Origin of the sequence: Modestobacter sp. SSW1-42 (genome assembly GCF_046635825.1) — a bacterium.
Lineage (GTDB): Bacteria > Actinomycetota > Actinomycetes > Mycobacteriales > Geodermatophilaceae > Modestobacter.
Map to the genome: position 1 here is coordinate 811,861 of NZ_JBISCA010000001.1, position 25,718 is coordinate 837,578.

At 74.5% G+C, this 25,718-nt stretch carries 19 protein-coding genes; 17 read left to right on the forward strand and 2 right to left on the reverse strand.

From position 1 onward, the window contains the following. Positions 1–2 precede the first annotated feature (2 nt). The 10 genes from ftsW (at position 3) to ACGBYP_RS04065 (ending at position 10,351) form a co-directional block, all read left to right on the forward strand. On the forward strand, positions 3–1,697 hold the full coding sequence (ftsW, locus tag ACGBYP_RS04020; protein ID WP_411581968.1) for a putative lipid II flippase FtsW: 1,695 nt from the start codon (positions 3–5) through the stop codon (positions 1,695–1,697). Beyond that, positions 1,694–2,824: an undecaprenyldiphospho-muramoylpentapeptide beta-N-acetylglucosaminyltransferase gene (murG, locus tag ACGBYP_RS04025; protein ID WP_411581969.1), complete on the forward strand. Its 1,131-nt coding sequence runs from the start codon at positions 1,694–1,696 to the stop codon at positions 2,822–2,824. Before ftsW ends, murG begins: the two co-directional genes overlap by 4 nt. Then, complete coding sequence (gene murC, locus ACGBYP_RS04030; protein ID WP_411581970.1) at positions 2,821–4,281, forward strand: UDP-N-acetylmuramate--L-alanine ligase; 1,461 nt, start codon at positions 2,821–2,823, stop codon at positions 4,279–4,281. The genes murG and murC overlap by 4 nt, the downstream gene beginning before the upstream one ends. Then, positions 4,278–5,114, forward strand: a complete 837-nt coding sequence (locus ACGBYP_RS04035) for a cell division protein FtsQ/DivIB (RefSeq protein ID WP_411581971.1) — start codon at positions 4,278–4,280, stop codon at positions 5,112–5,114. Before murC ends, ACGBYP_RS04035 begins: the two co-directional genes overlap by 4 nt. Positions 5,115–5,410: 296 nt before the next feature. Then, on the forward strand, positions 5,411–6,727 hold the full coding sequence (gene ftsZ / locus ACGBYP_RS04040; protein WP_411581972.1) for a cell division protein FtsZ: 1,317 nt from the start codon (positions 5,411–5,413) through the stop codon (positions 6,725–6,727). A gap of 13 nt (positions 6,728–6,740) precedes the next feature. After that, a complete protein-coding gene (pgeF, locus tag ACGBYP_RS04045) occupies positions 6,741–7,472 on the forward strand; it encodes a peptidoglycan editing factor PgeF (protein ID WP_411581973.1) in 732 nt (243 codons plus the stop codon). Then, positions 7,469–8,236, forward strand: coding sequence for a YggS family pyridoxal phosphate-dependent enzyme (locus tag ACGBYP_RS04050; RefSeq protein ID WP_411581974.1), 768 nt, complete (start codon positions 7,469–7,471; stop codon positions 8,234–8,236). Before pgeF ends, ACGBYP_RS04050 begins: the two co-directional genes overlap by 4 nt. A gap of 114 nt (positions 8,237–8,350) precedes the next feature. Next, on the forward strand, positions 8,351–9,214 hold the full coding sequence (locus tag ACGBYP_RS04055) for a cell division protein SepF (RefSeq protein WP_411581975.1): 864 nt from the start codon (positions 8,351–8,353) through the stop codon (positions 9,212–9,214). 51 nt (positions 9,215–9,265) lie between these two features. Next, a complete protein-coding gene (locus ACGBYP_RS04060; RefSeq protein WP_163610439.1) occupies positions 9,266–9,550 on the forward strand; it encodes a YggT family protein in 285 nt (94 codons plus the stop codon). 84 nt (positions 9,551–9,634) lie between these two features. Next, positions 9,635–10,351 (forward strand): DivIVA domain-containing protein, encoded by a 717-nt coding sequence (locus ACGBYP_RS04065; RefSeq protein WP_411581976.1) that lies wholly within the window; start codon positions 9,635–9,637, stop codon positions 10,349–10,351. A gap of 159 nt (positions 10,352–10,510) precedes the next feature. Here ACGBYP_RS04065 and ileS read toward each other — a convergent pair whose 3' ends face one another. Next, complete coding sequence (ileS, locus tag ACGBYP_RS04070) at positions 10,511–13,666, reverse strand: isoleucine--tRNA ligase (RefSeq protein WP_411581977.1); 3,156 nt, start codon at positions 13,664–13,666, stop codon at positions 10,511–10,513. A 147-nt stretch (positions 13,667–13,813) separates the two neighbouring features. Between ileS and ACGBYP_RS04075 the strand changes: the two genes are divergently transcribed. Both ACGBYP_RS04075 and ACGBYP_RS04080 read left to right on the forward strand, forming a co-directional pair. Further along, the gene (locus ACGBYP_RS04075; protein ID WP_411581978.1) at positions 13,814–15,379 is read left to right on the forward strand and encodes a PP2C family protein-serine/threonine phosphatase; all 1,566 of its coding nucleotides are present in this window, start codon (positions 13,814–13,816) and stop codon (positions 15,377–15,379) included. 48 nt (positions 15,380–15,427) lie between these two features. Further along, positions 15,428–16,939 carry a potassium/proton antiporter gene (locus tag ACGBYP_RS04080; RefSeq protein WP_411581979.1) on the forward strand — a complete coding sequence of 504 codons (1,512 nt, stop codon included), beginning with the start codon at positions 15,428–15,430 and terminating at the stop codon, positions 16,937–16,939. Between the two features lie 128 nt (positions 16,940–17,067). Here ACGBYP_RS04080 and mqo read toward each other — a convergent pair whose 3' ends face one another. Continuing rightward, positions 17,068–18,552, reverse strand: coding sequence for a malate dehydrogenase (quinone) (gene mqo / locus ACGBYP_RS04085; protein ID WP_411581980.1), 1,485 nt, complete (start codon positions 18,550–18,552; stop codon positions 17,068–17,070). Between the two features lie 259 nt (positions 18,553–18,811). On the opposite strand from mqo, the gene lspA reads away from it, so the two are divergent. The 5 genes from lspA (at position 18,812) to dnaE (ending at position 25,632) form a co-directional block, all read left to right on the forward strand. Beyond that, positions 18,812–19,459 (forward strand): signal peptidase II, encoded by a 648-nt coding sequence (lspA, locus tag ACGBYP_RS04090; RefSeq protein ID WP_411581981.1) that lies wholly within the window; start codon positions 18,812–18,814, stop codon positions 19,457–19,459. Between the two features lie 71 nt (positions 19,460–19,530). Next, positions 19,531–20,511, forward strand: a complete 981-nt coding sequence (locus ACGBYP_RS04095) for an RluA family pseudouridine synthase (RefSeq protein WP_411581982.1) — start codon at positions 19,531–19,533, stop codon at positions 20,509–20,511. Between the two features lie 12 nt (positions 20,512–20,523). Continuing rightward, complete coding sequence (locus tag ACGBYP_RS04100) at positions 20,524–21,324, forward strand: CPBP family intramembrane glutamic endopeptidase (RefSeq protein WP_411581983.1); 801 nt, start codon at positions 20,524–20,526, stop codon at positions 21,322–21,324. A 43-nt stretch (positions 21,325–21,367) separates the two neighbouring features. Beyond that, complete coding sequence (locus tag ACGBYP_RS04105) at positions 21,368–21,811, forward strand: GNAT family N-acetyltransferase (protein ID WP_411581984.1); 444 nt, start codon at positions 21,368–21,370, stop codon at positions 21,809–21,811. Between the two features lie 251 nt (positions 21,812–22,062). Beyond that, positions 22,063–25,632 (forward strand): DNA polymerase III subunit alpha, encoded by a 3,570-nt coding sequence (gene dnaE / locus ACGBYP_RS04110; protein ID WP_411581985.1) that lies wholly within the window; start codon positions 22,063–22,065, stop codon positions 25,630–25,632. Positions 25,633–25,718 lie beyond the last annotated feature (86 nt).

Sequence of the window (25,718 nt, forward strand, 5' to 3'; positions counted from 1 at the left end):
CGATGACCGCGAGCACCCGCGAACGCCGGAGCGCAGCCGTCGTCCGCGAGCCGCGCACGCCGCCCGCCACCCGCACCGCCGGCGGCGTCCGGCTGCGCGGGCCCGAGTGGCTCGACGGCCCGATGACCAGCTCGCACCTGGTGCTCGGCTCGGCCGGGATGCTGCTGGCGATCGGGCTGGTCATGGTGCTGTCCGCCTCGTCCATCGAGGCGGCGCTGGACGACCAGCCGGCGTGGCTGCCCGGGGTCCGGCAGGTGGCCTTCGCCCTCGTCGGGCTGGTCGGGATGCTCGTGGCCATGCGGCTGCCGGTCCGGCGACTGCGCCAGTGGTCCGGGCGCGCCATGCTCGTGACCTTCGGCCTGCTGGCGCTCGTGCTCGTCCCCATCCCCGGTCTCAGCCTCGAGCTGAACGGGGCCCGGGCCTGGTTCAACCTGGGGTTTACCAACTTCCAGCCCTCGGAGCTGGCCAAGCTGGTCTTCGCCCTGTGGGGCGCGCACGTGCTCGCCACCCGGGAGAAGTACCTGACCACCCGCACGCTGCTCATGCCGGTCCTGCCGGTCTTCGCCGCGATGTCGGCGCTGCTGATCGCCGAGCCCGACATGGGCGCGGTGGTGAGCGTCGGCCTGGTCGTCGCCGGGCTGCTGTGGGCCGGCGGGCTCACCGGTCGGCACGTGGCGCTGGCGGTCGCGGTCGGCGGTGCCCTGGTGGCGCTGGTCGTCTCGTCGGCCGACTACCGCATGGCGCGCATCGCCGGATTCATCAACCCGTGCGCCGACTCCAGCGACAGCGGTTACCAGGCCTGCCACGGCCTGTACGCGCTGGCCACCGGCGGGTTCTGGGGGGTGGGGCTGGGCAACAGCGCCATGAAGTGGAACCTGCTGCCGCACGCCGAGTCCGACTACATCTTCGCCATCATCGGTGAGGAGATGGGCTTCCTCGGCTGTCTGGTCGTGGTCGCCCTCTACGCGATCCTGGCCTGGGCCGGGTTCCGCATCGCCCGCCGCTCGGCCGACCGGTTCGTGCAGCTGGCCAGCGTCGCGATCACCGTCTGGCTGACCGGTCAGGCGCTGATCAACATGGGCTACGTCGTCGGCCTGCTGCCGGTGACCGGGGTGACCCTGCCGCTGATCTCCGCCGGTGGCACGTCGCTCGTGCTCACCCTCTTCGTCATCGGCCTGCTCGTGCGCTTCGCCCGGGCCGAGCCCGCCGCCGTCGTGTTCCTGCAGTCCCAGCCCCGGAGCCGGCTGGCCCGGGTGCTCTTCCCGGCGCCCTCGGTCGCGGTCGACCCGCTGCCGTCGCGGCGGCGGACGGGCAGCCGTGGCAGCAGCCAGGCGCCCGGCCGCCTGGACCGCCGCGGTGAGCCGCTGCGCGGCGTCCGCGTCGACCCGGCCGGCTCCCGCGACCTGCGCGGCGCGCGCCGGACGGCGGCTGCCGCGCCGTCCCGCACCCGCCGCCCCGAGGGCTGGGCGCCGACCCCGGAGGAACGCTGGGCGCCGGCGGACCGGCAGACTGTCCGCGGCCGGCAGCCCGCCGGTGACCGCCCGTCCGTGCTCCGCCGGCCCCCGTCGGCCGCGGGACCCGCCCTGCGCGACGTCCCCCGGGAGCGCACCGGGTCCGGCGAGCCCCCGGCCGTCCGGCCCCGGCCGGCGCCGCGGTCCCACCCCCCGCGAACGGAACGGCCAGGACGCCTGCAGTGACCACCCCCGATCGACCGGCCGACCCCGACCGCGTGCACGTCGTGCTCGCCGGAGGGGGCACCGGTGGGCACATCGAGCCCATGCTCGCCCTCGCCGACGCCCTCACCCGCCGCGGCACCGTCCGGGTCACCTGCCTGGGCACCGCCCGCGGCATGGAGACCCGGCTGGTGCCCGCCCGCGGCTACGACCTGCGGCTGATCCCGCCGGTGCCGCTGCCGCGCAAGCCCACGCCGGACCTGCTCCGGGTGCCCGGCCGGGTGGTGCGCGCGGTCTCCGAGACCCGCGCGCTGCTCACCGAGCTCGGCGCCGACGTCGTCGTCGGCTTCGGCGGCTACGTGGCGCTGCCGGCCTACCTCGCCGCCCGCCGGGCCGGCGTCCCGGTCGTGGTGCACGAGCAGAACGCGCTGCCGGGGCTGGCCAACCGGGTCGGCGCGCGCCTGGCCGCGCGGGTCGCGCTCACCGTGCCCGGCACCCCGCTGCACGGCGGGGTGCACGTGGGGATGCCGCTGCGCACCTCGATCTCCGGGCTGGACCGCGCCGCGCGCCGGGCCGAGGCCCGGGAGGCCTTCGGCCTGGACGCCGACCGGCCCACGCTGCTGGTCTTCGGCGGCTCGCAGGGCGCGGCCTCGCTCAACCGGGCCGCGGTCGGCGCCGCCGACGCGCTCACCGCCGCCGGGGTGCAGGTGCTGCACGCCCGCGGCCCCAAGAACACCGACGTCACCGTGCCCGACCGCCCGGCCGGGTCCGCGCCCTACGTCGTCGTCGACTACCTCGAGCGGATGGACCTCGCCTACGCCGCCGCCGACCTGGCGCTGTGCCGGTCCGGTGCGGTCACCGTCGCCGAGCTGTCCGCGGTCGGCCTGCCGGCGGCCTTCGTGCCGCTGCCCATCGGCAACGGTGAGCAGCGGCTCAACGCCCTGCCCGTGGTCGAGGCCGGAGGTGGCCTGCTCGTGGCCGACGCCGAGCTGACGCCGTCCTGGATCGGAGCCACGCTGGTGCCCCTGCTCACCGACCCGGCCGCGCTGGCGGCGCTGGCCGCGCACGCCGCCGCGGCGGGCACCCCGGACGCCGACGAGCGGCTGGCCGACCTGGTGCTCGACGTCGCCACCCGGGGAGGAGCCCGATGAGCGCCGACGACGTCGCCGCCTGGACCGGGCCCATCCCGGCGCTGGACGAGCTGGGCGCGGTGCACTTCATCGGCATCGGCGGCGCCGGGATGAGCGGCATCGCCCGGATCATGCTGGCCCGCGGCGTGCGCGTCTCCGGCAGCGACCGGCGCGACTCCTCGACCCTGCGCGCGCTGGCCGCCCTGGGCGCCCGGGTCGAGGTCGGGCACGAGGGCGCCCACGTCGGCGACGCCGCGACCGTGGTCGTCTCCACCGCCATCCGGGACGAGAACCCCGAGCTGGTCGCCGCCCGCGAGCGGGGTCTGCGGGTGCTGCCCCGGGCCGTCGCGCTGGCCGCCGTCATGGCCGGACGCCGCAGCGTCGCGGTCGCCGGCACCCACGGCAAGACCTCGACCACCTCGATGCTGACCGTCGCCGTGCAGGCGTGCGGGGTCGACCCGTCCTTCGCCATCGGCGGCACGCTCAACGAGTCCGGCTCGAACGCCCACGCCGGGCAGGGCGACGTCTTCCTGGCCGAGGCCGACGAGAGCGACCGGTCGTTCCTGCTGCTGGCCCCCCTCGGCGCCATCGTGACCAACGTCGAGGCCGACCACCTCGACAACTACGGCGACCTGGCCGCGGTCGAGGCCGCCTTCGACACGTTCGTGCACACCGTGCCGGCCGAGGGGTTCCTCGTGCTGTGCGCCGACGACCCCGGGGCCGCCCGCCTCGCCGGGCTCGGCGCGGCCGCCCGTGTGCGCACCTACGGCGAGGGCCCGGACGCCGACCTGCGGCTGGTCGACCTGCGCGTGGCCGCCGACGGCACCCGGTACACCGCCGTCCTCGACGGCCGTGAGCTCGGGGAGGTGCACATCCAGCTGCCGGGTGCGCACATGGCGCTCAACAGCGCCGCCGCGCTGCTGGCCGGCCTGGAGCTGGGCCTCCCGGCGGCCGGGCTGATCAGCGGGCTGGAGCGCTTCGGCGGGGTGCACCGGCGGTTCGAGCTCAAGGGCACCGCGGCCGGCGTGCGGGTCTACGACGACTACGCCCACCACCCGACCGAGGTCGCCGCCCAGCTGCGCGCCGCCCGGGCCGTGGTCGGCTCCGGCCGGCTCGTGGTCCTCTTCCAGCCGCACCTCTACAGCCGGACGGCGCAGTTCGCCGAGGGGTTCGGCGAGGCGCTGGGCCTGGCCGACCTGGTCGTGGTGATGGACGTCTACGGCGCCCGCGAGGACCCGGTCCCCGGTGTGACCGGCCGGCTGGTCGCCGAGGCGGTCCCGGACCAGGGCCGGGTCTCCTTCGAGCCGTCCTGGTCGGCGGCCGCGCCGCGGGTGGCCGCCCTGGCCCGCCCCGGTGACCTCGTGGTCACGATGGGCGCCGGCGACGTGTCGATGGTCGGGCCCGAGGTGCTCTCGGCCCTGGCCGACCCCCAGGCCGGCGACGACGCCGCGGCGGACGGGACGGAGCCGTCCCGGTGAGCCGGGTCGGGACGACCACCAACGACCGGGCGGGCTCGCCCCGGCGGAGGAGTGGGGCGTCCCGGCGCGGAGCGGCACCGGAGCAGCCGGCGCCGGTCACCCCGCTGGGTCCCCGGCGCCGCCGTCGGGGCCGCCGCCGGGTGGCCCGGGACCGCCGGCTGGTCCTCGGGCTGGGGGCGGTCGTCGTGCTGGTGGCGCTGGCCGCCTGGCTGCTGCTGGCCAGCCCGCTGCTGGCCGTGCGCACCGTGCAGGTCGACGGCGCCGCGCGGCTGGCCGCCGACGAGGTGGCCGGCGTGGCCGGCGTGGCCGTCGGCACCCCGCTGGTGCGGGTCGACACGGCCGCGGCCGCGGGCCGGGTCGGGCAGCTGCCGCAGGTCGCCTCGGTCGAGGTCACCCGCGGCTGGCCGGGGACCGTCGTCGTGACGGTGCAGGAGCGGGTGCCGGTCGCGGTCGTGCGCACCGACGGCGACCGGCGGCTGGTCGACGCCGGGGGAGTGGTGTTCGAGACCGTCACCGGCCCGGTGCCCGACGGCGTCGTCCCGCTCGAGGTCCCCGCGCCCGGCCCGGACGACGCCGCGACCCGCGCCGCCCTGGGCGCGGTCACCGCCCTGCCGGGCGAGGTGCGGGCCCAGCTGACCGGCGTCACGGCGCGTACCGCCGACGACGTCACGCTCACCCTGACCGACGGCCGCACCGTGCGGTGGGGGAGCGCGGAGCTCACCGACCGCAAGGCCGAGGTGCTCGGTGCGCTGCTGCAGCAGATCGAGGCCGGGGCGATCGAGCCCGGGGCGCTGCTGGACGTGAGCACACCCGACGCCGTCGTCCTGCGCTGAACGACACGCCCGGGCGGCACACCGAGTCCGGTTTCTCCTCCCGGCTCCGTTGCACGTCCCCGCGCAGGACGTCTGCACCTCTGCATGAGACGTCTGCGCGCGGGTCGTCACCCCGCGTGAGTCAGATGTGACAGGCGGGTCGGCAGAGGCCGGTGGAACATCACAGCCAGGACACGCCGACGCCGGAAGGGTGCTTGCTGGCATGCGAGGGCACACCTAACTTCGACCACACACCCACCAGTTGACATAACTATAAGGCTTAACCTGAGGATGAAGGTCCAGTTGGGGAGCGCGGCATGACACCTCCGCACAACTACCTCGCGGTCATCAAGGTCGTCGGCATCGGCGGCGGCGGCGTGAACGCGGTCAATCGGATGATCGAGGTCGGCCTCAAGGGCGTCGAGTTCATCGCGATCAACACCGACGCGCAGGCGCTGCTGATGAGCGACGCCGACGTCAAGCTCGACGTCGGCCGCGAGCTCACCCGTGGCCTGGGCGCCGGCGCCCAGCCCGATGTCGGCCGCCAGGCCGCCGAGGACCACCGCGAGGAGATCGAAGAGGTGCTCAAGGGCGCCGACATGGTCTTCGTGACGGCGGGCGAGGGCGGTGGCACGGGCACCGGTGGTGCGCCGGTCGTCGCCTCCATCGCCCGCAAGCTCGGTGCCCTCACCATCGGCGTGGTCACCCGTCCGTTCTCCTTCGAGGGGAAGCGGCGGGCCGTCCAGGCCGAGTCGGGCATCGAGGAGCTGCGCAACGAGTGCGACACGCTCATCGTGATCCCGAACGACCGGCTGCTGCAGCTGGGCGACCGGAACGTCAGCGTGATGGACGCCTTCCGCACCGCCGACCAGGTGCTGCTGTCCGGTGTCCAGGGCATCACCGACCTCATCACCACCCCCGGCCTGATCAACCTGGACTTCGCCGACGTCAAGTCGGTCATGTCCGGGGCGGGCTCGGCGCTGATGGGCATCGGCAGCGCGCGCGGTGACAACCGGGCGTTGCTGGCCGCCGAGCAGGCCATCGCCTCCCCGCTGCTGGAGGCCTCGATGGAGGGCGCCCACGGCGTCCTGCTGTCGATCTCCGGTGGCTCGGACCTCGGTCTGTTCGAGATCAACGAGGCCGCCTCACTGGTCAGCGACGCCGCCCACCCCGACGCCAACATCATCTTCGGGGCCGTCATCGACGACGCCCTCGGCGACGAGGTGCGCGTGACGGTGATCGCCGCCGGCTTCGACAGCGGCCGGCCGAGCAACCGCAAGGACGCCGGCACGACCCTGCTGGCGACCGCGGCCCCCGTGGCCCCGGCCGCGCCCAGCACCCCGGTCACCACGCCGGCCCCTGCCCGGGCCGCCGCGCCCGCGCCGACCGGCGAGCGTCTGGTCGGCCAGGCGCCGGCCCAGGCGCCTGCGGCCGCCGTTCCGGCGCCCGCACCGGCGCCTGCGGCCAACGCGCCGCGTCCGGGGCAGCCCGCGCCCGCCCCGGCGCCGAACGGCGGGGTCGCCGTCCCGCCGCTGCCGCCCATCGCCGGGCCCGGCAACGGCGGCCGTCGTCCGCTGGGCTCCGAGGACTTCGAGGAGGAGCTGGACATCCCCGAGTTCCTCCGCTCGCAGTGACGGTGGCGCACCCGTGAGCTCCGGACCGGCCGTCTCGGCGGCGGTGCGACCCCGACGGGTCGTCACCGACCGCCGGGGCGGCCGTTCCGTTGCCCCCTACGACTCCTTCAACCTGGGCGGGCACGTCGGCGACGACCCGGCCGCCGTCGCGGCCAACCGCGCGCGGCTGGCCGGCGAGATCGGCGTCCCGGGCGAGCAGGTCGTCTGGATGACCCAGGTGCACGGCACCGGGGTCGCCATCGTCGAGGACGCCGCGGAGAACCCGGTCGCCGACGTCGACGCCCTGGTGACCGCGACCCCGGGCCTGGTGCTGTGCGTGCTGGTGGCCGACTGCGTGCCGGTGCTGCTGGCCGACCCGGTCGCCGGGGTGGTCGCGGCGGTGCACGCCGGTCGCGAGGGCGTCCGCCGCGGCGTCGTCCCGGCGGCGCTGGCCGCGATGACCCGGCTGGGCGCCCGCCCGGCCGACGTCGAGGCGCTGCTGGGCCCGGCGGTCTGCGGGCTCGACTACGAGGTGCCCCCGCAGATGCAGGCCGAGGTCGCCCGGGTGGCGCCGGCCAGTGCGGTCCGCACCCGCCAGGGCACGCCCGGCCTGGACCTGCGCGCGGGCATCGCGCAGGTGCTGCGGGGCGCGGGCGTCGGCCAGGTCGTCCACGACCCGCGCTGCACCGTCGAGGACCCGCGGCTGTTCAGCCACCGCCGCGACGGGGTCACCGGCCGCCAGGCCGGGGTCGTCTGGCTGGGATGAGCGTCCAGGACCCCCGGCTGGCGGAGCGGCTGGCCGGGAACCTGGCGGCGGTCCGGCGGCGGATCGACGACGCCGCCCGGGCCGCCGGCCGCGACCCCGCCTCGGTCGCCCTGCTCGCGGTCAGCAAGACCTGGCCGGCCGAGGCGGTGGCCGCGGTGGCCGCGCTCGGCCAGCGGGACTTCGCCGAGAACCGCGTGCAGGAGCTGTCGGGCAAGGCGGCCGCGCTGGCCGCCGACGAGGGCGTCCCGCAGCTGCGGTGGCACCTGGTCGGCCAGCTGCAGCGGAACAAGGCCGCGGCGGTGGTCCGGCTGGGGGCCACCGTGCACTCGGTCGACCGGGAGCCGCTGGTCGCCGCGCTGGCCCGGGCCGCCGAGGCCCAGGAGCGCGTCGTCGACGTCCTCGTCCAGGTCGACCTCGGCGGGCCTGAGGGTGAGCTGGGGGAGCGGGGCGGTGCGCCGCCCGACGAGGTCCCCCGGCTGGCCGACGCCGTCGCCGCGGCCGGTGGCCTGCGGCTGCGCGGCCTGATGGCGGTGGCCCCCCGGGGCGGCGACCCGGCTCCGGCGTTCGAGCGGCTGGCCGCCCTCGCCGTCCGGGTGCGGGCCGACCATCCTGCTGCCTCGGAGCTATCGGCAGGCATGAGCGGCGACCTGGAGGCCGCTGTGACTGCTGGTGCCACTGTGGTGCGTGTCGGTACCGCGTTGTTCGGCAGCCGCCCCCTAGCCTCCGATGCGGAGGACCCGCACGGCACCCGTGCGCGGTCCTGAGTCACACCTGCACCACCTGCACCACCGAGCCGCCCGTACCGCGATCCGCCTGCACCACCGATCCGCCCGGCCAGCGCGAGCCGCCGGCGCCGACGAGAACTGAGGAGACGTCCGATGGCCGGAGCCATGCGAAAGATGGGGGTCTACCTCGGCCTCGTCGAGGACGACGACACGCGGGGCGGCTACGACCGCTACGCGTCGCGGCAGGGCGACTACGACCGCGACGAGCGCGGCTACGACCGGGGCGGCTACGACCGCTACGCCGCCGACCACGACGACGCCTACGACGAGCCGGTCCCGGCCGGTGCCGACAGCCGGTACGGCGCCGGCCAGTTCGGCGAGGCCGGCTACGGCGCCGCCGGCTACGGTGCGCCCGGCTACGACGACCACGGCGCCGACCACTTCGCCGGCGACCGCTTCGACGACCGGGCGCCCGAGCGCGCGCCCGAGCCCGAGGTCTCCCTCGGCCGCCGTCCCGCCGCGCCCCGCACGCTGGGCCTGGCCCCGGTGCCCAGCCCGTCCGGCAGCACCGCCGCGCGGCTGTCCGGCGGGTCCGGCGTCGGCGCGGGCGGCACCGGCAGCCCGGCCCGGCGCATCGGCGGGGGCGTGTCCGGCGCGGCGGGTCTCGCGGTGAGCGAGCCGCTGACCGTGCAGGCGGCACCGGAGCCCACCCCGGCGCCGGCCCCCAAGCCCACGCCGAACTACCGGATCACCACGGTGCACCCCAAGGACTACAACGAGGCGCGCACCATCGGTGAGCGGTTCCGGGACGGCATGCCGGTGATCATGAACCTCACCGAGATGGAGCACGCCGACGCGAAGCGTCTGGTGGACTTCGCCATCGGCCTGACCTTCGGTCTGCACGGTAGTATCGAGCGCGTCACGGCCAAGGTCTTCCTGCTCAGCCCGCAGGACGTGGACGTGACGGCTGAGGACAAGGCCCGCATCCGTGAGGGCGGGTTCTTCCAGCAGCCCTGACCGCCGCACGCCCTGCCGTCGCGCACGACGTGCCCTGAACGATCGAGGACCGTGAACGTACTGCTGGACATCGTCGCGTCGGTCCTGCTCGTCTTCCTGATCCTGCTGTTCGCCCGCTTCGTGGTCGACTGGGTGATGGTGCTGGCCCGCAGCTGGCGGCCGCAGGGGCTCGTCGCCGCCGGGCTCGAGGTCGTCTACTCCACCACCGACCCGCCGCTGAAGGCGGTGCGGAAGGTGATCCCGCCGCTGAACCTGGGGTCGATCCGGCTCGACCTGGGGTTTATGGTGCTCCTGATCGCCGTGGTCCTGCTGCGCAACCTGGCGCTCTCGCTCTGATCCTGGAGCGGAGTGTGGACCCCGTGCGGGTCGCCGCCGGTCTGAGTCCGTCCCCGTTCCTCCGTCCCACCTGAGGTGAGCCGCATGCCACTGACTCCCGCCGACGTGCACAACGTCGTCTTCAAGAAGCCGCCGATCGGCAAGCGCGGCTACGACGAGGACGAGGTCGACGCCTTCCTGGACGTGGTCGAGGCCGAGCTGGCCCGCCTCATCGAGGAGAACAACGACCTGCGCAGCTCCGGCTCGCGCACGGAGCGCCCCGAGTCCGCGCCGATGACGGTGGCCGCCCCGCCGCCCCCGCCGGCCCAGACCACGCAGCAGGTGCGGGAGGACGACAGCATCCGGGCCTCGCGGATGCTCGCGCTGGCCACCGAGACCGCCGAGCGGCACGTCAACGAGGCCAAGGCCCAGGCCGACCAGATGGTCGGCAGCGCCAAGAGCTCCAGTGACCGCATGATGAGCGAGGCCCGCGCCAAGAGCGAGCAGATGGTCGGCGAGGCCAAGAACCGCGCCGACGCCATGCTCGGCGACGCCCGCACCCGCGCCGACACGATGGAGCGCGAGGCCCGCGCCAAGGCCACCGCCCTCGCCCAGGACGCCGAGCGCAAGCACGTCGAGGCCATGGGCTCGCTGGAGGAGAAGCGGGCTAGCCTCGAGCGCAAGGTCGACGAGCTGCGCACCTTCGAGCGCGAGTACCGCACCCGGCTGCGCTCCTACCTCGAGTCCCACCTGCGCGACCTCGACAGCCGCGGCTCGGCCGAGCCCGCCTCGAACCGGCAGGCCCAGCACGTCAGCGCCTGAGCGACGGCCCTGACGGGCCGCCGACGCACAGAGCCCCTCCGGACCCCGGTCCGGAGGGGCTCTGTGCGTTGCGGGGTGCGTCGCGGGCGTCCGGTCGTGTCACCCACCCGACGCGGACGGCCCCGCCGCTCGCGGAAGAGCGACGGGACCGCCCTGCGGTCAGGCCCGGGCGATCCAGATCCGCGAACCGGCCGGACCCTCGAAGCCCTCGCCGTCGCCGGCGGTCCGGGCGTGCACCGATGTCGCCAGCACCTCGCCGGCCACCTGATCGGCGTGCTCGGTCAGCGCCTGCGCGACGGCGTCCTCGCCGGTCCACCACAGCTGGATCCGGTCGCTGACGGCCAGGCCGGTGGTCTTGCGGGCCTCCTGCACCAGCCGGACCACCTCACGCACCAGGCCGGCCCGCTCGAGCTCGGGGGTGAGGGTGAGGTCGAGGGCGACGGTGAGCCCGCCGGCGGAGGCCACGGTCCAGCCCTCGCGCGGGGTCTCGGTGACGATCAGGTCGCCCTCGGCCAGCGGGACGTCGGCGCCGTCGACCGGCACCGTCGCGGTACCCGCGCGGTAGGCGGCGACCAGCTCCGCGGCGTCGGTGGCGGCGACGGCCGCGGCCACGGCCTGCACCTGCTTGCCCAGCCGCCGGCCCACCGCCCGGAAGTCGACCTTGACCGAGACGTCGACCAGCGAGCCGCCGACCGCGGCGAGCTCGGTCAGCTCGGCGACGTTGAGCTCGTCGGCCACCTCGGCCACCAGGTCGCGGGGCAGCTGTGACCACCCCGGCGCGGCGACCAGCGCGCGGGCCAGCGGCTGCCGGGTGCGCGACTTGGCCGAGGTGCGGGCCGAGCGGCCCAGCTCGACCAGCCGGCGCACCAGGGTCATCTGCTCGACCAGGGCGTCGTCCCGCGCCTCGGAGTCGACGGCCGGCCAGCCGGCCAGGTGCACCGAGTCGACGGCCCCGGGCAGGCCGGGGGCGACGACCGTGCCCCACACCCGCTCGGTGACGAACGGGGTGAACGGCGCCATCAGCCGGGTCAGCCCGTCGAGCACCTCGTGCAGCGTGCCGAGCGCGGCAGGGTCGCCGTCCCAGAAGCGCCGGCGGCTGCGCCGGACGTACCAGTTGGACAGGTCGTCGACGAACTCGGCGATCAGCCGGCCGGCGGTCTGGGTGTCGAAGTCCTCCAGCGCCCGGGTGACCCCGTCGGTGACCGAGGCCAGCTCGGCGAGCGCCCAGCGGTCCAGCAGCGGGCGCTCGGCCCGCGGGGGCGCCGGGGTGGTCGCCGGGTCCCAGCCGTTGGTCTCGGCGTACAGGGTGAAGAAGCTGGCGGTGTTCCAGTAGGTCAGCAGGACCTTGCGGACGACCTCGGACAGCGTCTCGTGCCCGACCCGGCGGGCCGACCACGGCGAGCCGCCGGCGAGCATGAACCAGCGGACGGCGTCGGCGCCGTGCCGGTCCATCAGCGGCATGGGCTCCAGGATGTTGCCCAGGTGCTTGCTCATCTTGCGGCCGTCCTCGGCCAGGATGTGCCCCAGGCACAGCACGTTCTCGTAGCTGCTCTGCTCGAACACCAGCGTGCCGACGGCCATCAGCGTGTAGAACCAGCCGCGGGTCTGGTCGATCGCCTCGGCGATGAACTGCGCCGGGTACGCGGCCTGGAACTCCGCCTCGTTCCGGTGCGGGGCGCCCCACTGGGCGAAGGGCATCGAGCCGGAGTCGTACCAGGCGTCGATGACCTGACGGACCCGGCGGTAGGTGCCCTCCTCGCCGTCCACGGTGAAGGTGACGTCGTCGATGAAGGGCCGGTGCGGGTCCAGGTCGGACAGGTCGCGGCCGGTCAACTCCGACAGCTCGGCCAGCGAGCCGACGACCACCATCCGGGACGGGTCGGCGTCGTTGCGCCAGATCGGCAGCGGCGTGCCCCAGTACCGGTCACGCGACAGCGCCCAGTCGACGTTGTTGTTGAGCCAGTCGCCGAAGCGACCCTCCTTGATGTTCTCCGGGTACCAGTGGGTGCGCTGGTTCTGCGCCAGCAGCTGGTCCTTGATCGCGCTGGTGCGGATGTACCAGGAGGGCTGCGCGTAGTACATCAGCGGCGTGTGGCAGCGCCAGCAGTGCGGGTAGCTGTGCTCGTAGCGCATCTCCCGGTACAGCACGCCGCGGTCGGACAGGTCCTGCACCAGCGTCGGGTCGGCGGCCTTGAAGAAGTGCCCCCCGACCAGCGGGACGTCGGCGGTGAAGTGCCCGGTCGGGTCGATCGGGTTGACCACCGGCAGCCCGTAGGCCCGGCCGACGGCGAAGTCGTCGGCGCCGAACGCGGGGGACTGGTGCACCAGCCCGGTGCCGTCCTCGGTGGTCACGTACTCGGCCAGGACGACGTAGTGGGTCTCCACGTCGTCCGGGAAGTCGACCAGCTCGAACGGCCGCTGGTAGTGCGTGCGCTCCCAGTCGCGGCCCGTGGTGCGGGCCAGCACCTGCGCGCCCTCGCCGAGCGCGGCGGTGACCAGCGGCTCGGCGACGACCAGCGGGCGGCCCTCGTCGTCCCCGGCCGGGCGGGCCACCACGTAGGTGACGTCGGGGTGGACGGCGACCGCCGTGTTGCTCGGCAGCGTCCAGGGCGTGGTGGTCCAGACCAGCAGGTCGGCCCTGCCGGCCCACTCGCCGGTGGTGACCGGCAGCCGCACGTAGACCGAGGGGTCGACGAGGGTCTCGTAGCCCTGGGCCACCTCGTGGTCGCTCAGGCCGGTGCCGCAGCGCGGGCAGTAGGGGGCGACGCGGTGGGACTCGACGAGCAGGCCCTTGTCGAAGACCTGCTTGAGCGACCACCAGACGCTCTCGATGTAGCTGGCGTCCATCGTCCGGTAGGCGGTCGACATGTCGACCCAGTAGCCCATCCGGTCGGTCAGCTCGGCGAAGGCGCCGACGTGCCGCTCGACCGACTCGCGGCACCGGGCGTTGAACTCGGCGATGCCGTAGGCCTCGATGTCGGGCTTGCCGGCGAAGCCGAGCTCCTGCTCCACGGCGATCTCCACCGGCAGGCCGTGGCAGTCCCAGCCCGCGCGGCGGGGCACGTGGTACCCCTGCATGGTCTTGAACCGGGGGAAGACGTCCTTGAACGCCCGCGCCTCGATGTGGTGCGTGCCCGGCCGGCCGTTCGCCGTGGGCGGGCCCTCGTAGAAGACCCACTGCGGGCGGTCGGCGGAGCCCTCCAGCGAGCGGGCGAAGACCTTGTCGGTCGCCCACTGTTCCAGCACCTCGTGCTCGAGGGCCGGCAGGTCGACCTGGGGCGGGAGGGCCTGGAAGGGCCCGGTGGCAGCGCTCACGCCCCCATCATCCCTGACCCGGGAACCGGGTCCCCTCGCCGCCCGGCGCCGGCCAGGTGGTGCGGGGGGAGTCGCCTGCCCGCGCCGGGTCGCGGCAGAGGAGGAGAGCCCTACCGCGGGCGGTGCCCGGTCGGCCATCATGCGCGCATGCACGTCGCCCGTCCGGAGGACCACCTGGTCGTGGACGACGCGGCTCGGCTGCGCGCCTTGTGTGACGCCGACGTGGTGGGCATCGCCGCGGGCGAGGACGACCTCATCACGTCGGCCAACCGGGAGATGCTGCGGATCATCGGTCGGGACGGGGCCGCCGTGACCGAGGGCATCCCCTGGCCGGTGGTCACACCCGCCGAGCACGCCGGGCGGGAGGGGGACGGGCTCCGGCAGCCGGGCCGGGAGGGCGGCTCACTCGTGACCGGGGACCTCTCGCGGCCCGACGGGACGCGGGTGCCGGTCCTGGTGGCGGTGGCACCGACCGGCCGGGATGCGCACCGGTGGGTCGCCGTGGTCGTCGACCTCGGCCACGAGGAGCGGTCGAGGCGTCTGCTGGAGTCCGACGCGGCCATCGTCGCGGCGCTGCTCGAGGACGCACCCGTCGGCTTCGCCTTCATCGACCCGCAGCTGCGGTTCGTGCGGGTCAACCGCGAGCTCGCGGCGATGAACGGGTTCACCGTGGCCGAGCACGAGGGCACGGCCGTGTTCGACCTGTTGCCCGGGCTCCGGCAGAGCGCCGAGCCCCTGCTGCGCCGGGTCGTCGAGACAGGAGAGCCGCTGCGGGACGTGGAGATCACCGGCACCACCCCCGCTGACCCCGGTGTCCGGCGCACCTGGCTCGAGTCGTTCTTCCCGGTGCGCCTGCCGAACGGGTCGACGCTCGGTGTGGCCGCGGTGGCCCGGGACGTCACCGAGGTGCAGCGGTTGCAGGAGCAGCTGGCCCAGACCCTGGCCCGCCAGCAGGAGGCCCTGCACGAGCTGCAGACCAGTCTGCTGCCGCCGCTGCCGGCGGTACCCGGGGTGCAGCTGGCGGCCCGGTACCTCGCCGCCTCGCGGGAGGTCCACCTCGGCGGCGACTGGTTCGACGCGGCACTGGCCCCCGACGGCCGGTTGGCGCTGACCGTGGGCGACATCGCCGGCCACGGGCTGACCGCCGTCGGCGTCATGGCCCGGGCCGGGGGTGCCGTGCGTGCGGCCGTCTGCGAGGGCTTGACGCCCGGGCAGGTGCTGGCCGGCCTGAACCGGCTGTTGGTCGATCCGTCGTCGACGGCGATGGCGACCGCCGTCGTCGCCTTCCTCGACCTGAGGACGGGTGTGCTCGAGTACGCCGTCGCCGGGCATCCCGGTCCGTTGCTCCGCCGGGCCGACGGCACGGTCCAGGTGCTCGACCTGACCGCTGGCCTGATGCTCGGGGTCCGCCCCGACGTCCAGTACCGCACCCGGACCGTCCAGCTCGGTGAGCGCGACTCGCTGCTCCTGTACACCGACGGTCTGGTCGAGCGACGCGGCGAGTCCCTGGACGCCGGCGAGGCACGGCTGTGCGCGGTCGTCGCCGGGGGCCGCACGGCGGACCGGCGGGAGGCGGACCTCCCGGCGGCGGACCTGGTGGACCGGGCGGTGACCGGTTGCCTCGGCGACCGCGTCCGGGACGACGACGTGTGTCTGCTGGGCGTCACCCGGCTCGCGGCGGAGGCCGCCGGCCGGCCGGGCCCGCCGCCCTGACCTGCCGGCGACCCGGGTACGGGAGACTGCGCCCATGGGCGCGCGGCGATGAACACCACGGTCACCGCCGCCCTCGCCGTCGGGGCGCTGGTCGTCCTCGTCGCCGCCGTCGCGCTGCGCCTGGCCGACCGGATCGGCCTGCCCTCGCTGCTGCTCTACCTCGCCCTGGGGGTGGCCCTGGGCGAGAGCGGGGCGGGCGTCGAGTTCGAGGACGTCGCCCTCACCCAGACGCTCGGCGTGGCCGCCCTGGTGGTCATCCTGGCCGAGGGCGGGCTGACCACCCGCTGGTCCGACGTCCGCCGGGCGGTGGGCCCGGGCATCGCGCTGTCGACGGTCGGCGTGGTGGTCAGCGTGGCCGTCGTCGCCGCCGTCGCGGTCTGGCTGCTGGACCTCAGCTGGCCCGTCGCGCTGCTGCTGGGTGCCGTGGTGTCCTCCACCGACGCGGCCGCGGTGTTCTCCACGCTGCGCCGGCTGCCGCTGCCCCGGCGGATGGTGGCCGCCCTGGAGCTGGAGTCCGGGCTGAACGACGCGCCGGTGATCCTGCTCGTGCTGGCGCTGTCGGAACAGCTCACCGGCGGGCACGCCCACCCCTGGTACCTGGTGCTGGCCGAGGTGCTGGGCGAGCTGACCGGCGGGGCGCTGCTCGGGGTGGGGATCGGCTTCGGCGGGGCGTGGCTGCTGCGCCGGGCCGCGCTGCCGCTGGCCGGCTTCTACCCGCTGGCCACCCTGGCGCTGTGCGTGCTCGCGTTCTCCTCCGCCGACCTGGCCCACACCTCGGGCTTCGTGGCGGTCTACCTGTGCGGGCTGGTGCTGGGCAACTCGGCGCTGCCGCACCGGGCCGGCACGATCGGCTTCGCCGAGGGCATGGCCAGCCTCGCCCAGATCGGGCTGTTCGTGCTGCTCGGGCTGCTGGTCTCGCCGTCCCGGCTGCCCGGGGCGCTGCTGCCCGCGCTGCTCATCGGCGGGGCGCTGCTGCTGGTGGCGCGGCCGCTGTCCGTCGCGGCGAGCCTGGCGCCGTTCCGGATGCCGGTCTCCCAGCAGCTCTTCGTCTCGTGGGCGGGCCTGCGCGGCGCCGTCCCGATCGTGCTGGCGACCTTCCCGATCGCCGCCCAGGTGCCCGGCGCGACCCGGGTGTTCGACACGGTGTTCGTGCTCGTCGTCGTGTTCACCCTGGTGCAGGGGTGGTCGCTGCCCACCGTCGCCCGGTGGCTGCGGATCGCCACCCCGGTGACGCCCAGCGACATCGACGTGGAGTCCGCGCCGCTGGACGAGCTGGGCGCGGAGCTGATGCAGCTGACGGTGCCGGAGACCTCCCGGCTGCACGGCGTCTACCTGCCCGAGCTGCGGCTGCCGGAGAACGCCTCGGTGGTGCTCGTCGTCCGCGGCGGGCAGCCGTTCGTGCCCGACCGCTCCACCCGGCTGATGCGCGGGGACCAGGCGCTGCTGGTCACCGCCCGCGGCTCCCGGCTGGAGGCCGAGCGCCGGCTGCGCGCGGTCAGCCGGGGCGGCCGGCTCGCCACCTGGCGCGGTGAGGACGGTCTGCCGTCGGAGACCGACTGACGAAGGACCCGCGTGCCCGCCGGCTCGCGGCGGGCACGCGGCAGGAGGGCCGGGGTCCAGCCACCCGGGCGACCGGCGAGCCGCGGCGCGTCCCGGCCGGGCGGTCGCCAGGGTGGCCGTCCCTCCGCTCAGCCCCGGAGCTCGAGGGTCTTCGTGGTGTCGGCGCGGACCTCGGCGAGCAGCTCGGGGTCCTCCGAGAGCTTGTGGCCGTAGGAGGGGATGGCCTCCTGCAGCAGCGGGCGCCAGCCGTCGATCCGGTCGGGGAAGGCCCGCTCGAGCAGCGTGAGCATCGCCGCGGTCGCCGTCGAGGCGCCGGGGGAGGCGCCCAGCAGGCCGGCGATCGTGCCGTCGGCGCCGACGATCAGCTCGGTGCCGAACTGCAGGACGCCGCGGCCGGTGTTCGGGTCCTGCTTGATGACCTGGACCCGCTGGCCGGCGGTGATGAGCTCCCAGTCGCCGGACTCGGCGGTGGGCACGAACTCCTCCAGCGCGCGGAACCGCGAGCTGGTCGACTGCAGCACCTGGCCGATGAGGTACTTCGTCAGCGGGATGTTGGCGATGCCCGCACCCAGCATCGAGCCGAGGTTGCCGCCGCGCACCGAGCGCGGCAGGTCCCACATCGACCCGGACTTGAGGAACTTGGGGGAGAAGCCGGCGTAGGGCCCGAACAGCAGCGACTGCTCGCCGTCGATCAGCCGCAGGTCCAGGTGCGGCACCGACATCGGGGGCGCACCGACCTTGGCCTGGCCGTAGACCTTGGCCTGGTGGCGGGCGACCAGCTCGGGGTTGCGGCTGCGCAGGAACTGGCCGCTGACCGGGAAGCCGCCGAACCGGCGGATCTCGGGGATGCCGGAGCCCTGCAGCAGCGGCAGCGCGCCGCCGCCGGCCCCGACGAACAGGAACCGGCTGCGCACGGTCCGCTTGGCGCCGGAGTCCAGGTCGGTGACGGTGGTCGCCCACCGGCCGTCGGTCTCCCGGCGCACCTTGGCGACCCGGTGCCGCAGGTGCAACTGCACGCCGCGGGCCACGGCCGCGTCGATGAGCAGACCGGTCAGCGCACCGAAGTTGACGTCGGTACCGGCCAGCGAGCGGGTCGCGGCGACGGCCTCGGTGGGGTCGCGGCGCTCCATCATCAGCGGGACCCAGTCGGTCAGCTCGCCGGGGGAGTCGGTGTACTCCAGGCCGGCGAACAGCGGCTGCGGGGCGAGCGCGTCGTACCGGTTGCGCATGTACCGGTGGCCGTCCTCACCGGTGACGAAGCTGATGTGCGGCACCGAGGTGATGAACGACTTGGGCGAGTCGGTGAGGCCGCTGCGCACCAGGTGCGACCAGAACTGCCGCGAGACCTGGAACTGCTCGTTGATGCCCACGGCCTTGGCCGGGTCGACGGTGCCGTCGGGGCGGGCCGGGGTGTAGTTGAGCTCGCACAGCGCCGAGTGCCCGGTGCCGGCGTTGTTCCACGGGCCGGAGCTCTCCCCGGCCACCTCGGCGCCGGACTCGAAGACCTGCACGGTCCAGTCCGGGGCGACGATGCCGAGCAGGGCGGTGAGCGTGGCGCTCATGATGCCGCCGCCGACGAGGACGACGTCGGGGTTCTGAGCGTCGCTGGTCACGATCTGCCTCCGTGCATCGAGTGTGGTCCCGTCCCATCGTCGTCCGCGTCCGGGGCGTGCACGCCCCCGACCGGGCAGTCTCCCCGATCTGAGGGCATGACGTGCCTCACAGGGGGCGCTGCCGAGGGTGCCCTGCGGCCGGCCCGCCCGCAGCACGGCCGCGCGATGGGACCCCAGCGTGGCAGACGGCTCCCCGAGGGCCCGCCGCTATCGTCGTCGCCGACGTGGCCGCCCGGGTCGCGGACAGGAGGACGGCACGGTGTCCGAGCAGTCCCACCCCACCCCCGGGCAGGCGACCCCGCCGTCCGGCGACGGTGCCGGCGCGACCCCCGCGCCGCCGCGCCGCCCGCGGGCCCGGCTGCTGCTGGGCCTGGCGCTGGTCGTGTTCGCCCTCGACCTGGCCACCAAGCTGCTGGTCGTAGCCACCATCGACCGGGGCGAGAACATCCGCACCCTGGGCGGGGCGGTCTACCTGACCCAGGCGCGCAACACCGGCGCGGCCTTCGCCTTCGCCGAGGGCGCGACCGTGGTCTTCACCCTGATCGCGCTGGTCGTGGCGGTCGTCATCGTGCGCAGCGCCCGGCGGCTGTTCTCCACCGGCTGGGCGGTCGCGCTGGCGCTGGTCCTCGGCGGCGCGGTGGGCAACCTGGTCGACCGGCTGTTCCGGGACCCCGGCTTCCTGCGCGGCGGCGTCGTCGACTGGATCTCGGTCTTCGGTCCCGACGGCGAGCACTACCCCATCTTCAACGTCGCCGACTCGGCGATCGTCTGCGGCGGCGTGCTGGGTGCCCTGCTCGCCTTCCGCGGCATCGAGTTCGACGGCAGCCGCGCCAAGGACAAGGAAGCCGCGAAGGCCGCGAAGGCCGCCCGGGACGCCGACGGCGACGCCGGGACCCCCGCCGGCTGATGGAGGACCCCTCTGCCCCTCACCACTCGCGAGCTCGTGGCGGGTCCCTGCGGAGGGGCCACAATGGACCGGTGACCAGCAGTCCCGGCCCGACTCCTCCCGACGGGCCGTCCACCGGCGGACGGCGCGGTGAGCTGCGTTCGGTACCGGTGCCCGACGGCCTCGAGGGCCAGCGGGTCGACCAGGCGCTGGCCCGGATGTTCGGCATCAGCCGCGGGGTCGCCGCCGACCTGGCCGACGCCGGCGCCGTGGTGGTCGACGGGAAGCAGCGCGGCAAGGGCGACCGGCTGACCGGCGGCAGCTGGCTGGAGGTCGAGCTGCCCCCGCCCCCGGGCGAGCCCGTGGCGCCGCAGCCGGTGGCCGGGATGACCGTCGTGTACGACGACGACGACGTGGTCGTGATCGACAAGCCGGTCGGCGTGGCCGCGCACGGCAGCCCGGGCTGGACCGGTCCCACCGTCACCGGCGGGCTGGCCGCGGCCGGCTACCGGATCTCCACCAGCGGCGCGGCCGAGCGGCAGGGCATCGTGCACCGGCTGGACGCCGCCACCACCGGGCTGATGGTGGTCGCCAAGAGCGAGCGGGCCTACACGCTGCTCAAGGCCGCGTTCAAGGAGCGCACCGTCGACAAGGGCTACCACGCGCTGGTGCAGGGCCACCCCGACCCGTCCAAGGGCACCATCGACGCCCCCATCGACCGGCACCCCAAGCACGACTGGCGCTTCGCCGTCGTCAGCGGTGGCCGCCCGTCGGTCACCCACTACGAGGTCATCGAGGCCTTCCCGGCGGCCAGCCTGGTCGACATCCACCTCGAGACCGGGCGCACCCACCAGATCCGCGTCCACTTCTCCGCGCTCCGCCACCCCTGCGTCGGTGACACGACCTACGGCGCCGACCCGGCGCTGGCGGCCCGGCTGGGCATGACCCGGCAGTGGCTGCACGCCGTCCGGCTCGGTTTCGCCCACCCGGCCGACGGGCGCTGGATGGAGTTCACCAGCGAGTACCCGGCCGACCTGGCCGGAGCCCTGGCCGTGCTGCGCGCCGAGAACTGAGCCGCGCTCCTCGTGACCGGCCCCGACCTCACCTCCTTCGCCGCCTTCGGTCCGGCGCAGCTGGCCGCGGCGATCATCGCCGTCTACCTGGTCGTCGGGGAGCCCTTCGTCGGGTACGTCCTGCACCGCCGGTTCGAGGGGCGGCTGCGCTCCGACCCGGCCGCCCGGCGGTCGTTCTACCAGCGGCTGCTGGTGCTCGAGTGGGGGTTGGCGGCGGTGACGCTGGTGGTCTGGCTGGCCGCGCCGGGCGTCGGTGCCGCCGAGGTGGGCCTGCGCCTGCCGAGCGTGCCGGGGCCGGTCGCCCTGCTGGTCGTCGTCGCCCTGCTGGTGCTGTCGGTGCTGTCGGTGCGGGCGCTGCGCTCGGGGGCGCTGGCCGGTCCGCCGCCGGAGGTGCTGCGCCGCACCCGGCCCGGCGACGCCCGGCACGCCGAGCCCCCCGGGCACGCCGCGCTCGCCCTGTTGCCGCGCAGCCGCAGCGAGCGACGGCTGTTCGCGCTGGTGGGGGTCACGGCCGGCGTGTGCGAGGAGTGGCTGTACCGCGGGTTCCTGCTCGCCGTGGCCGCCGCCCTGGCCCCGGGGCTGCCCGCCCTCGCGCTCGTGCTGGTCGCCGGGGTCGCCTTCGGGCTGGCGCACGCCTACCAGGGGCTCACCGGGGTGCTGACCACGGGCGTGCTCGGATCGCTGCTGGCCGGCGTCCACCTGTCCACCGGGTCGCTGCTGCTGCCGGTGCTGCTGCACGCCGCCATCGACCTGCGCTTCCTGCTCGTGCCCTCCTCGGCGCTGCCGTCGGCCTCCGTGGTGCCGGTCCGCTGACCCCGGTCCGGGGTGCGGTCGGCGCCGTCCGAGAATGGCCGGCGTGAGCCTCCCCGCCGCCCGCCTCGCCACGCCCGCCGACTGGGCCGAGGTCTCGGCCCTGCGCCGGCGGGTGTTCGTCGCCGAGCAGGGCGTGCCCGCCGAGCTGGAGCTCGACGAGCGCGACGCGACCGCCGTCCACGCCCTCAGCCGGGACGACGCCGGACGGGTGGTCGCCACCGGCCGGCTGCTGCCCGACGCCGCCGGCCCGGGTGCGGCGGTCGTGGGCCGGATGGCCGCCGACGCGGCGGCGCGGGGCCGCGGGCACGGCTCGGCCGTGCTCGCCGTCCTGGAGCAGGAGGCCGCTGCGCGGGGCCAGCAGGTGGTCGAGCTGCACGCCCAGGTCGGCGCCCGGGGCTTCTACGACCGCGCCGGGTACACGGCCGTGGGGGAGGAGTACGTCGAGGCGGGCATCGTCCACGTCACGATGCGCAAGCCCCTGCGGTGACCGTGCGCAGCACCGCCCGGCCAGGGTGTGACGGAGTGGTCCGGATCGCGGAGACACGTTCTGTCGGACCCTCGGCGTAGACCTCCGGAGGTGCGAGGATCGACAGGCGCCGGGCACCGCGCGCCCGCAGCGCCCGGCACCGCGCAGCAGCACCGAACGGCCTTCCCCGCCGGTCACCTGAGAACGACTGCCGCCCCTGACCACCCGCCGGTGGCCAGCCGGCCGCACGACCGTGAGGAGCACCCCGCACCGTGAGCAGCACCCCGTCGTCCGACTCGTTCGCACACCTGCACGTGCACACCGAGTACTCGATGCTCGACGGGGCGGCGAAGCTGGGTGAGGTCACCAAGGCGGCGGCGGCCGAGGGCATGCCGGCGCTGGCGATGACCGACCACGGCAACGTCTTCGGCGCCTACGACTTCTACAAGCAGGCCAACGCCGCCGGGGTCAAGCCGATCATCGGCATGGAGGGCTACTACACGCCCGGCTCGCGCTTCGACCGCGCCCCCTTCGACTTCGGCGACAAGCTGATCGACGAGGAGGGCGACGGCGGGGCCAACCGCGGCAAGGCCGCGTACACGCACATGACGATGCTGGCGCGCACCACCGAGGGGATGCACAACCTCTTCCGCATCTCCTCGATGGCCAGCCTCGAGGGCCAGTACCGCAAGCCGCGCTTCGACCGCGACCTGCTGGAGAAGCACGGCAAGGGCCTGATCGCCACCACCGGCTGCCCGTCGGGCGAGGTGAACATGTGGCTGCGCGCCGGCAAGTACGACAAGGCCCGGCAGGCCGCCGCCGACTTCCAGGACATCTTCGGCAAGGAGAACTTCTACGCCGAGGTGATGGACCACGGCCTGAGCATCGAGAAGCGCACCCGGGCCGACCTGCTGAAGATCGCCAAGGACCTCGGCATCCCGCTGCTGGCCACCAACGACCTGCACTACACGCACCGTGAGGACTCCCAGGCCCACGACGCGCTGCTGTGCATCCAGACCGGGTCGCGGCTCAACGAGCCCAACCGCTTCAAGTTCAACGGCGACGGCTACTACCTGAAGTCCTCCGCCGAGATGCGCGCGCTGTTCAGCGACCTCCCCGAGGCCTGCGACAACACCCTGGTCGTCGCCGAGCAGTGCGAGGTCCACTTCACCGAGGGCGCCGACCTCATGCCCCGCTTCCCCCTGCCCGAGGGGGAGGACGAGACCTCGTGGTTCGTCAAGGAGGTCGAGCGCGGCCTGCACAAGCGCTACCCCAACGGCATCCCGGACCACGTGCGCAAGCAGGCCGACTACGAGGTCGGGATCATCACCCAGATGGGCTTCCCGGGGTACTTCCTCGTGGTCGCCGACTTCATCAACTGGGCCAAGGACAACGGCATCCGGGTCGGGCCCGGCCGTGGTTCGGCCGCCGGTTCCCTGGCTGCCTTCGCCATGGGCATCACCGACCTCGACCCGCTGGCGCACGGGCTGATCTTCGAGCGGTTCCTCAACCCCGAGCGCGTCTCCATGCCCGACGTCGACATCGACTTCGACGACCGCCGCCGCGGCGAGGTCATCCAGTACGTGTCGAAGAAGTACGGCGAGGAGCGGGTCAGCCAGATCGTCACCTACGGCACGATCAAGGCCAAGGCCGCGATCAAGGACGCCGCCCGGGTGCTCGACCGGCCCTACTCCGTCGGCGACGAGCTGACCAAGCTGATGCCGCCGGGCGTGATGGGCAAGGACATCCCGCTGTCGGGGATCTTCGACCCCAAGCACGACCGCTACAAGGAGGCCGCGGAGTTCCGGGCCCGCTACGAGTCCGACCCGGGCGCGGCCGAGGTCGTCGACCAGGCCCGCAAGCTCGAGGGCCTGAAGCGGCAGTGGGGCGTGCACGCCGCCGGCGTCATCATCGGCCGGTACCCGCTGATCGACAGCATCCCGATCATGCGGCGCGAGGCCGACGGCGCGATCATCACGCAGTTCGACTACCCGACCTGCGAGACGCTCGGCCTGCTCAAGATGGACTTCCTGGGCCTGCGCAACCTCACCGTCCTCGACGACGCGCTGCGCAACATCGTGATCAACGGCAAGGACCCGGTCGACCTCGACGAGATCAGCAAGGACCTCACCGACCCGGCCACCTACGCCCTGCTCTCCCGCGGCGACACCCTCGGCGTCTTCCAGTTCGACGGTGGCCCGATGCGGTCGCTGCTGCGGCTGATGCGCCCGGACAACTTCGAGGACATCTCCGCCGTCGGCGCCCTGTACCGCCCCGGCCCGATGGGTGCGAACTCGCACACCAACTACGCGCTGCGCAAGAACGGCCAGCAGGAGATCACCCCGATCCACCCGGAGCTGGCCGAGCCGCTGGCGGAGATCCTGGGGCAGACCTACGGCCTGATCGTGTACCAGGAGCAGGTCATGGCCATCGCGCAGAAGGTCGCCGGGTACTCCCTCGGCAAGGCCGACCTGCTGCGCCGCGCGATGGGCAAGAAGAAGAAGTCGGTCCTGGACGCCGAGTACGTCGGCTTCGAGGCCGGGATGAAGGCCAACGGCTTCTCCGCCGCGGCGGTCAAGACGCTGTGGGACATCCTGGTGCCCTTCGCCGACTACGCCTTCAACAAGGCGCACTCGGCGGCCTACGGCCTGATCTCCTACTGGACGGCCTACCTCAAGGCCAACTACCCGGCCGAGTACATGGCCGGGTTGCTCACCAGCGTGGGCGATGACAAGGAGCGCCGGCCGGTCTACCTGGCCGAGTGCCGCCGGATGGGCATCAAGGTCCTCCCGCCCGACGTCAACGAGTCCTCCTGGGACTTCACCGCCGTGGGCAACGACATCCGCTTCGGCCTGGCCTCGGTGCGCAACGTCGGGCACAACGTCGTCGACTCGATCGTCCGGGCGCGCGAGGAGAAGGGCGCGTTCAAGGACTTCGCCGACTTCATGCGCAAGATCGACACGGTGGCCTGCAACAAGAAGGTCATCGAGTCCCTGGCCAAGGCCGGCGGCTTCGACTCCCTGGGCCACTCCCGCCAGGGCATCGCCGCGATCCACGCCCAGGCCGTCGACTCCGCGATGAGCCTCAAGCGCAAGGAGGCCGAGGGGCAGTTCGACCTGTTCGGCAGCTTCGGCGAGGACGGCGGCGGCGAGCTGGGCGACCCGCTGAGCGCCGCGCTCGACATCCCGATCCCCACCGCCGACTGGTCGAAGTCCGAGCGGCTGGTCTTCGAGCGCGACATGCTCGGCCTCTACGTCTCCGACCACCCGCTGCACGGCGTCGAGCACGTGCTCACCTCGCACGCCGACACCGCGCTGGCCGAGATCATCTCCGGAGGGGTGGAGGACGGCGCCAACGTCACCATCGCCGGCATCCTCACCGCGGTCGGGCCGCGCACCAACAAGCAGGGCGCGCCGTGGGCGATCGCCACGCTCGAGGACCTCGAGGCCGGCATCGAGGTGCTGTTCTTCCCCAAGACCTGGGCCGAGGTGTCGGAGAAGGTCGTCCGCGACCAGATCATCGTGGTCAAGGGCCGGATCAGCCGCCGCGACGACACCCCGTCGCTGTTCGCCGCCGAGGTGACCATCCCGGAGCTGACCGAGGGCCCCCGCGGCCCGGTCCTGGTCAGCCTGCCGGCGGCCCGGTGCACGCCGCCGGTGGTGGAGCGGCTGCGCGAGGTGCTGGGCAGCCACCCGGGCACCACCGAGGTGCAGCTCAAGCTGCTCAACGGCGGGCGGGAGACCGTGCTGCGGCTCGACCAGGGGCTGCGGGTGCGCCCGAGCACCGCGCTGATGGGCGACATCAAGGCACTGCTCGGCCCCACCAGCGTCGCCCTGCTCTGACGCCGCGGCCCGGTCCGGCGCGCCCTCCGCACACGCGGCGCGGGCGCCCGGACCGGGGGCCGGCCGACCTGCCAGGGGACCGCCCG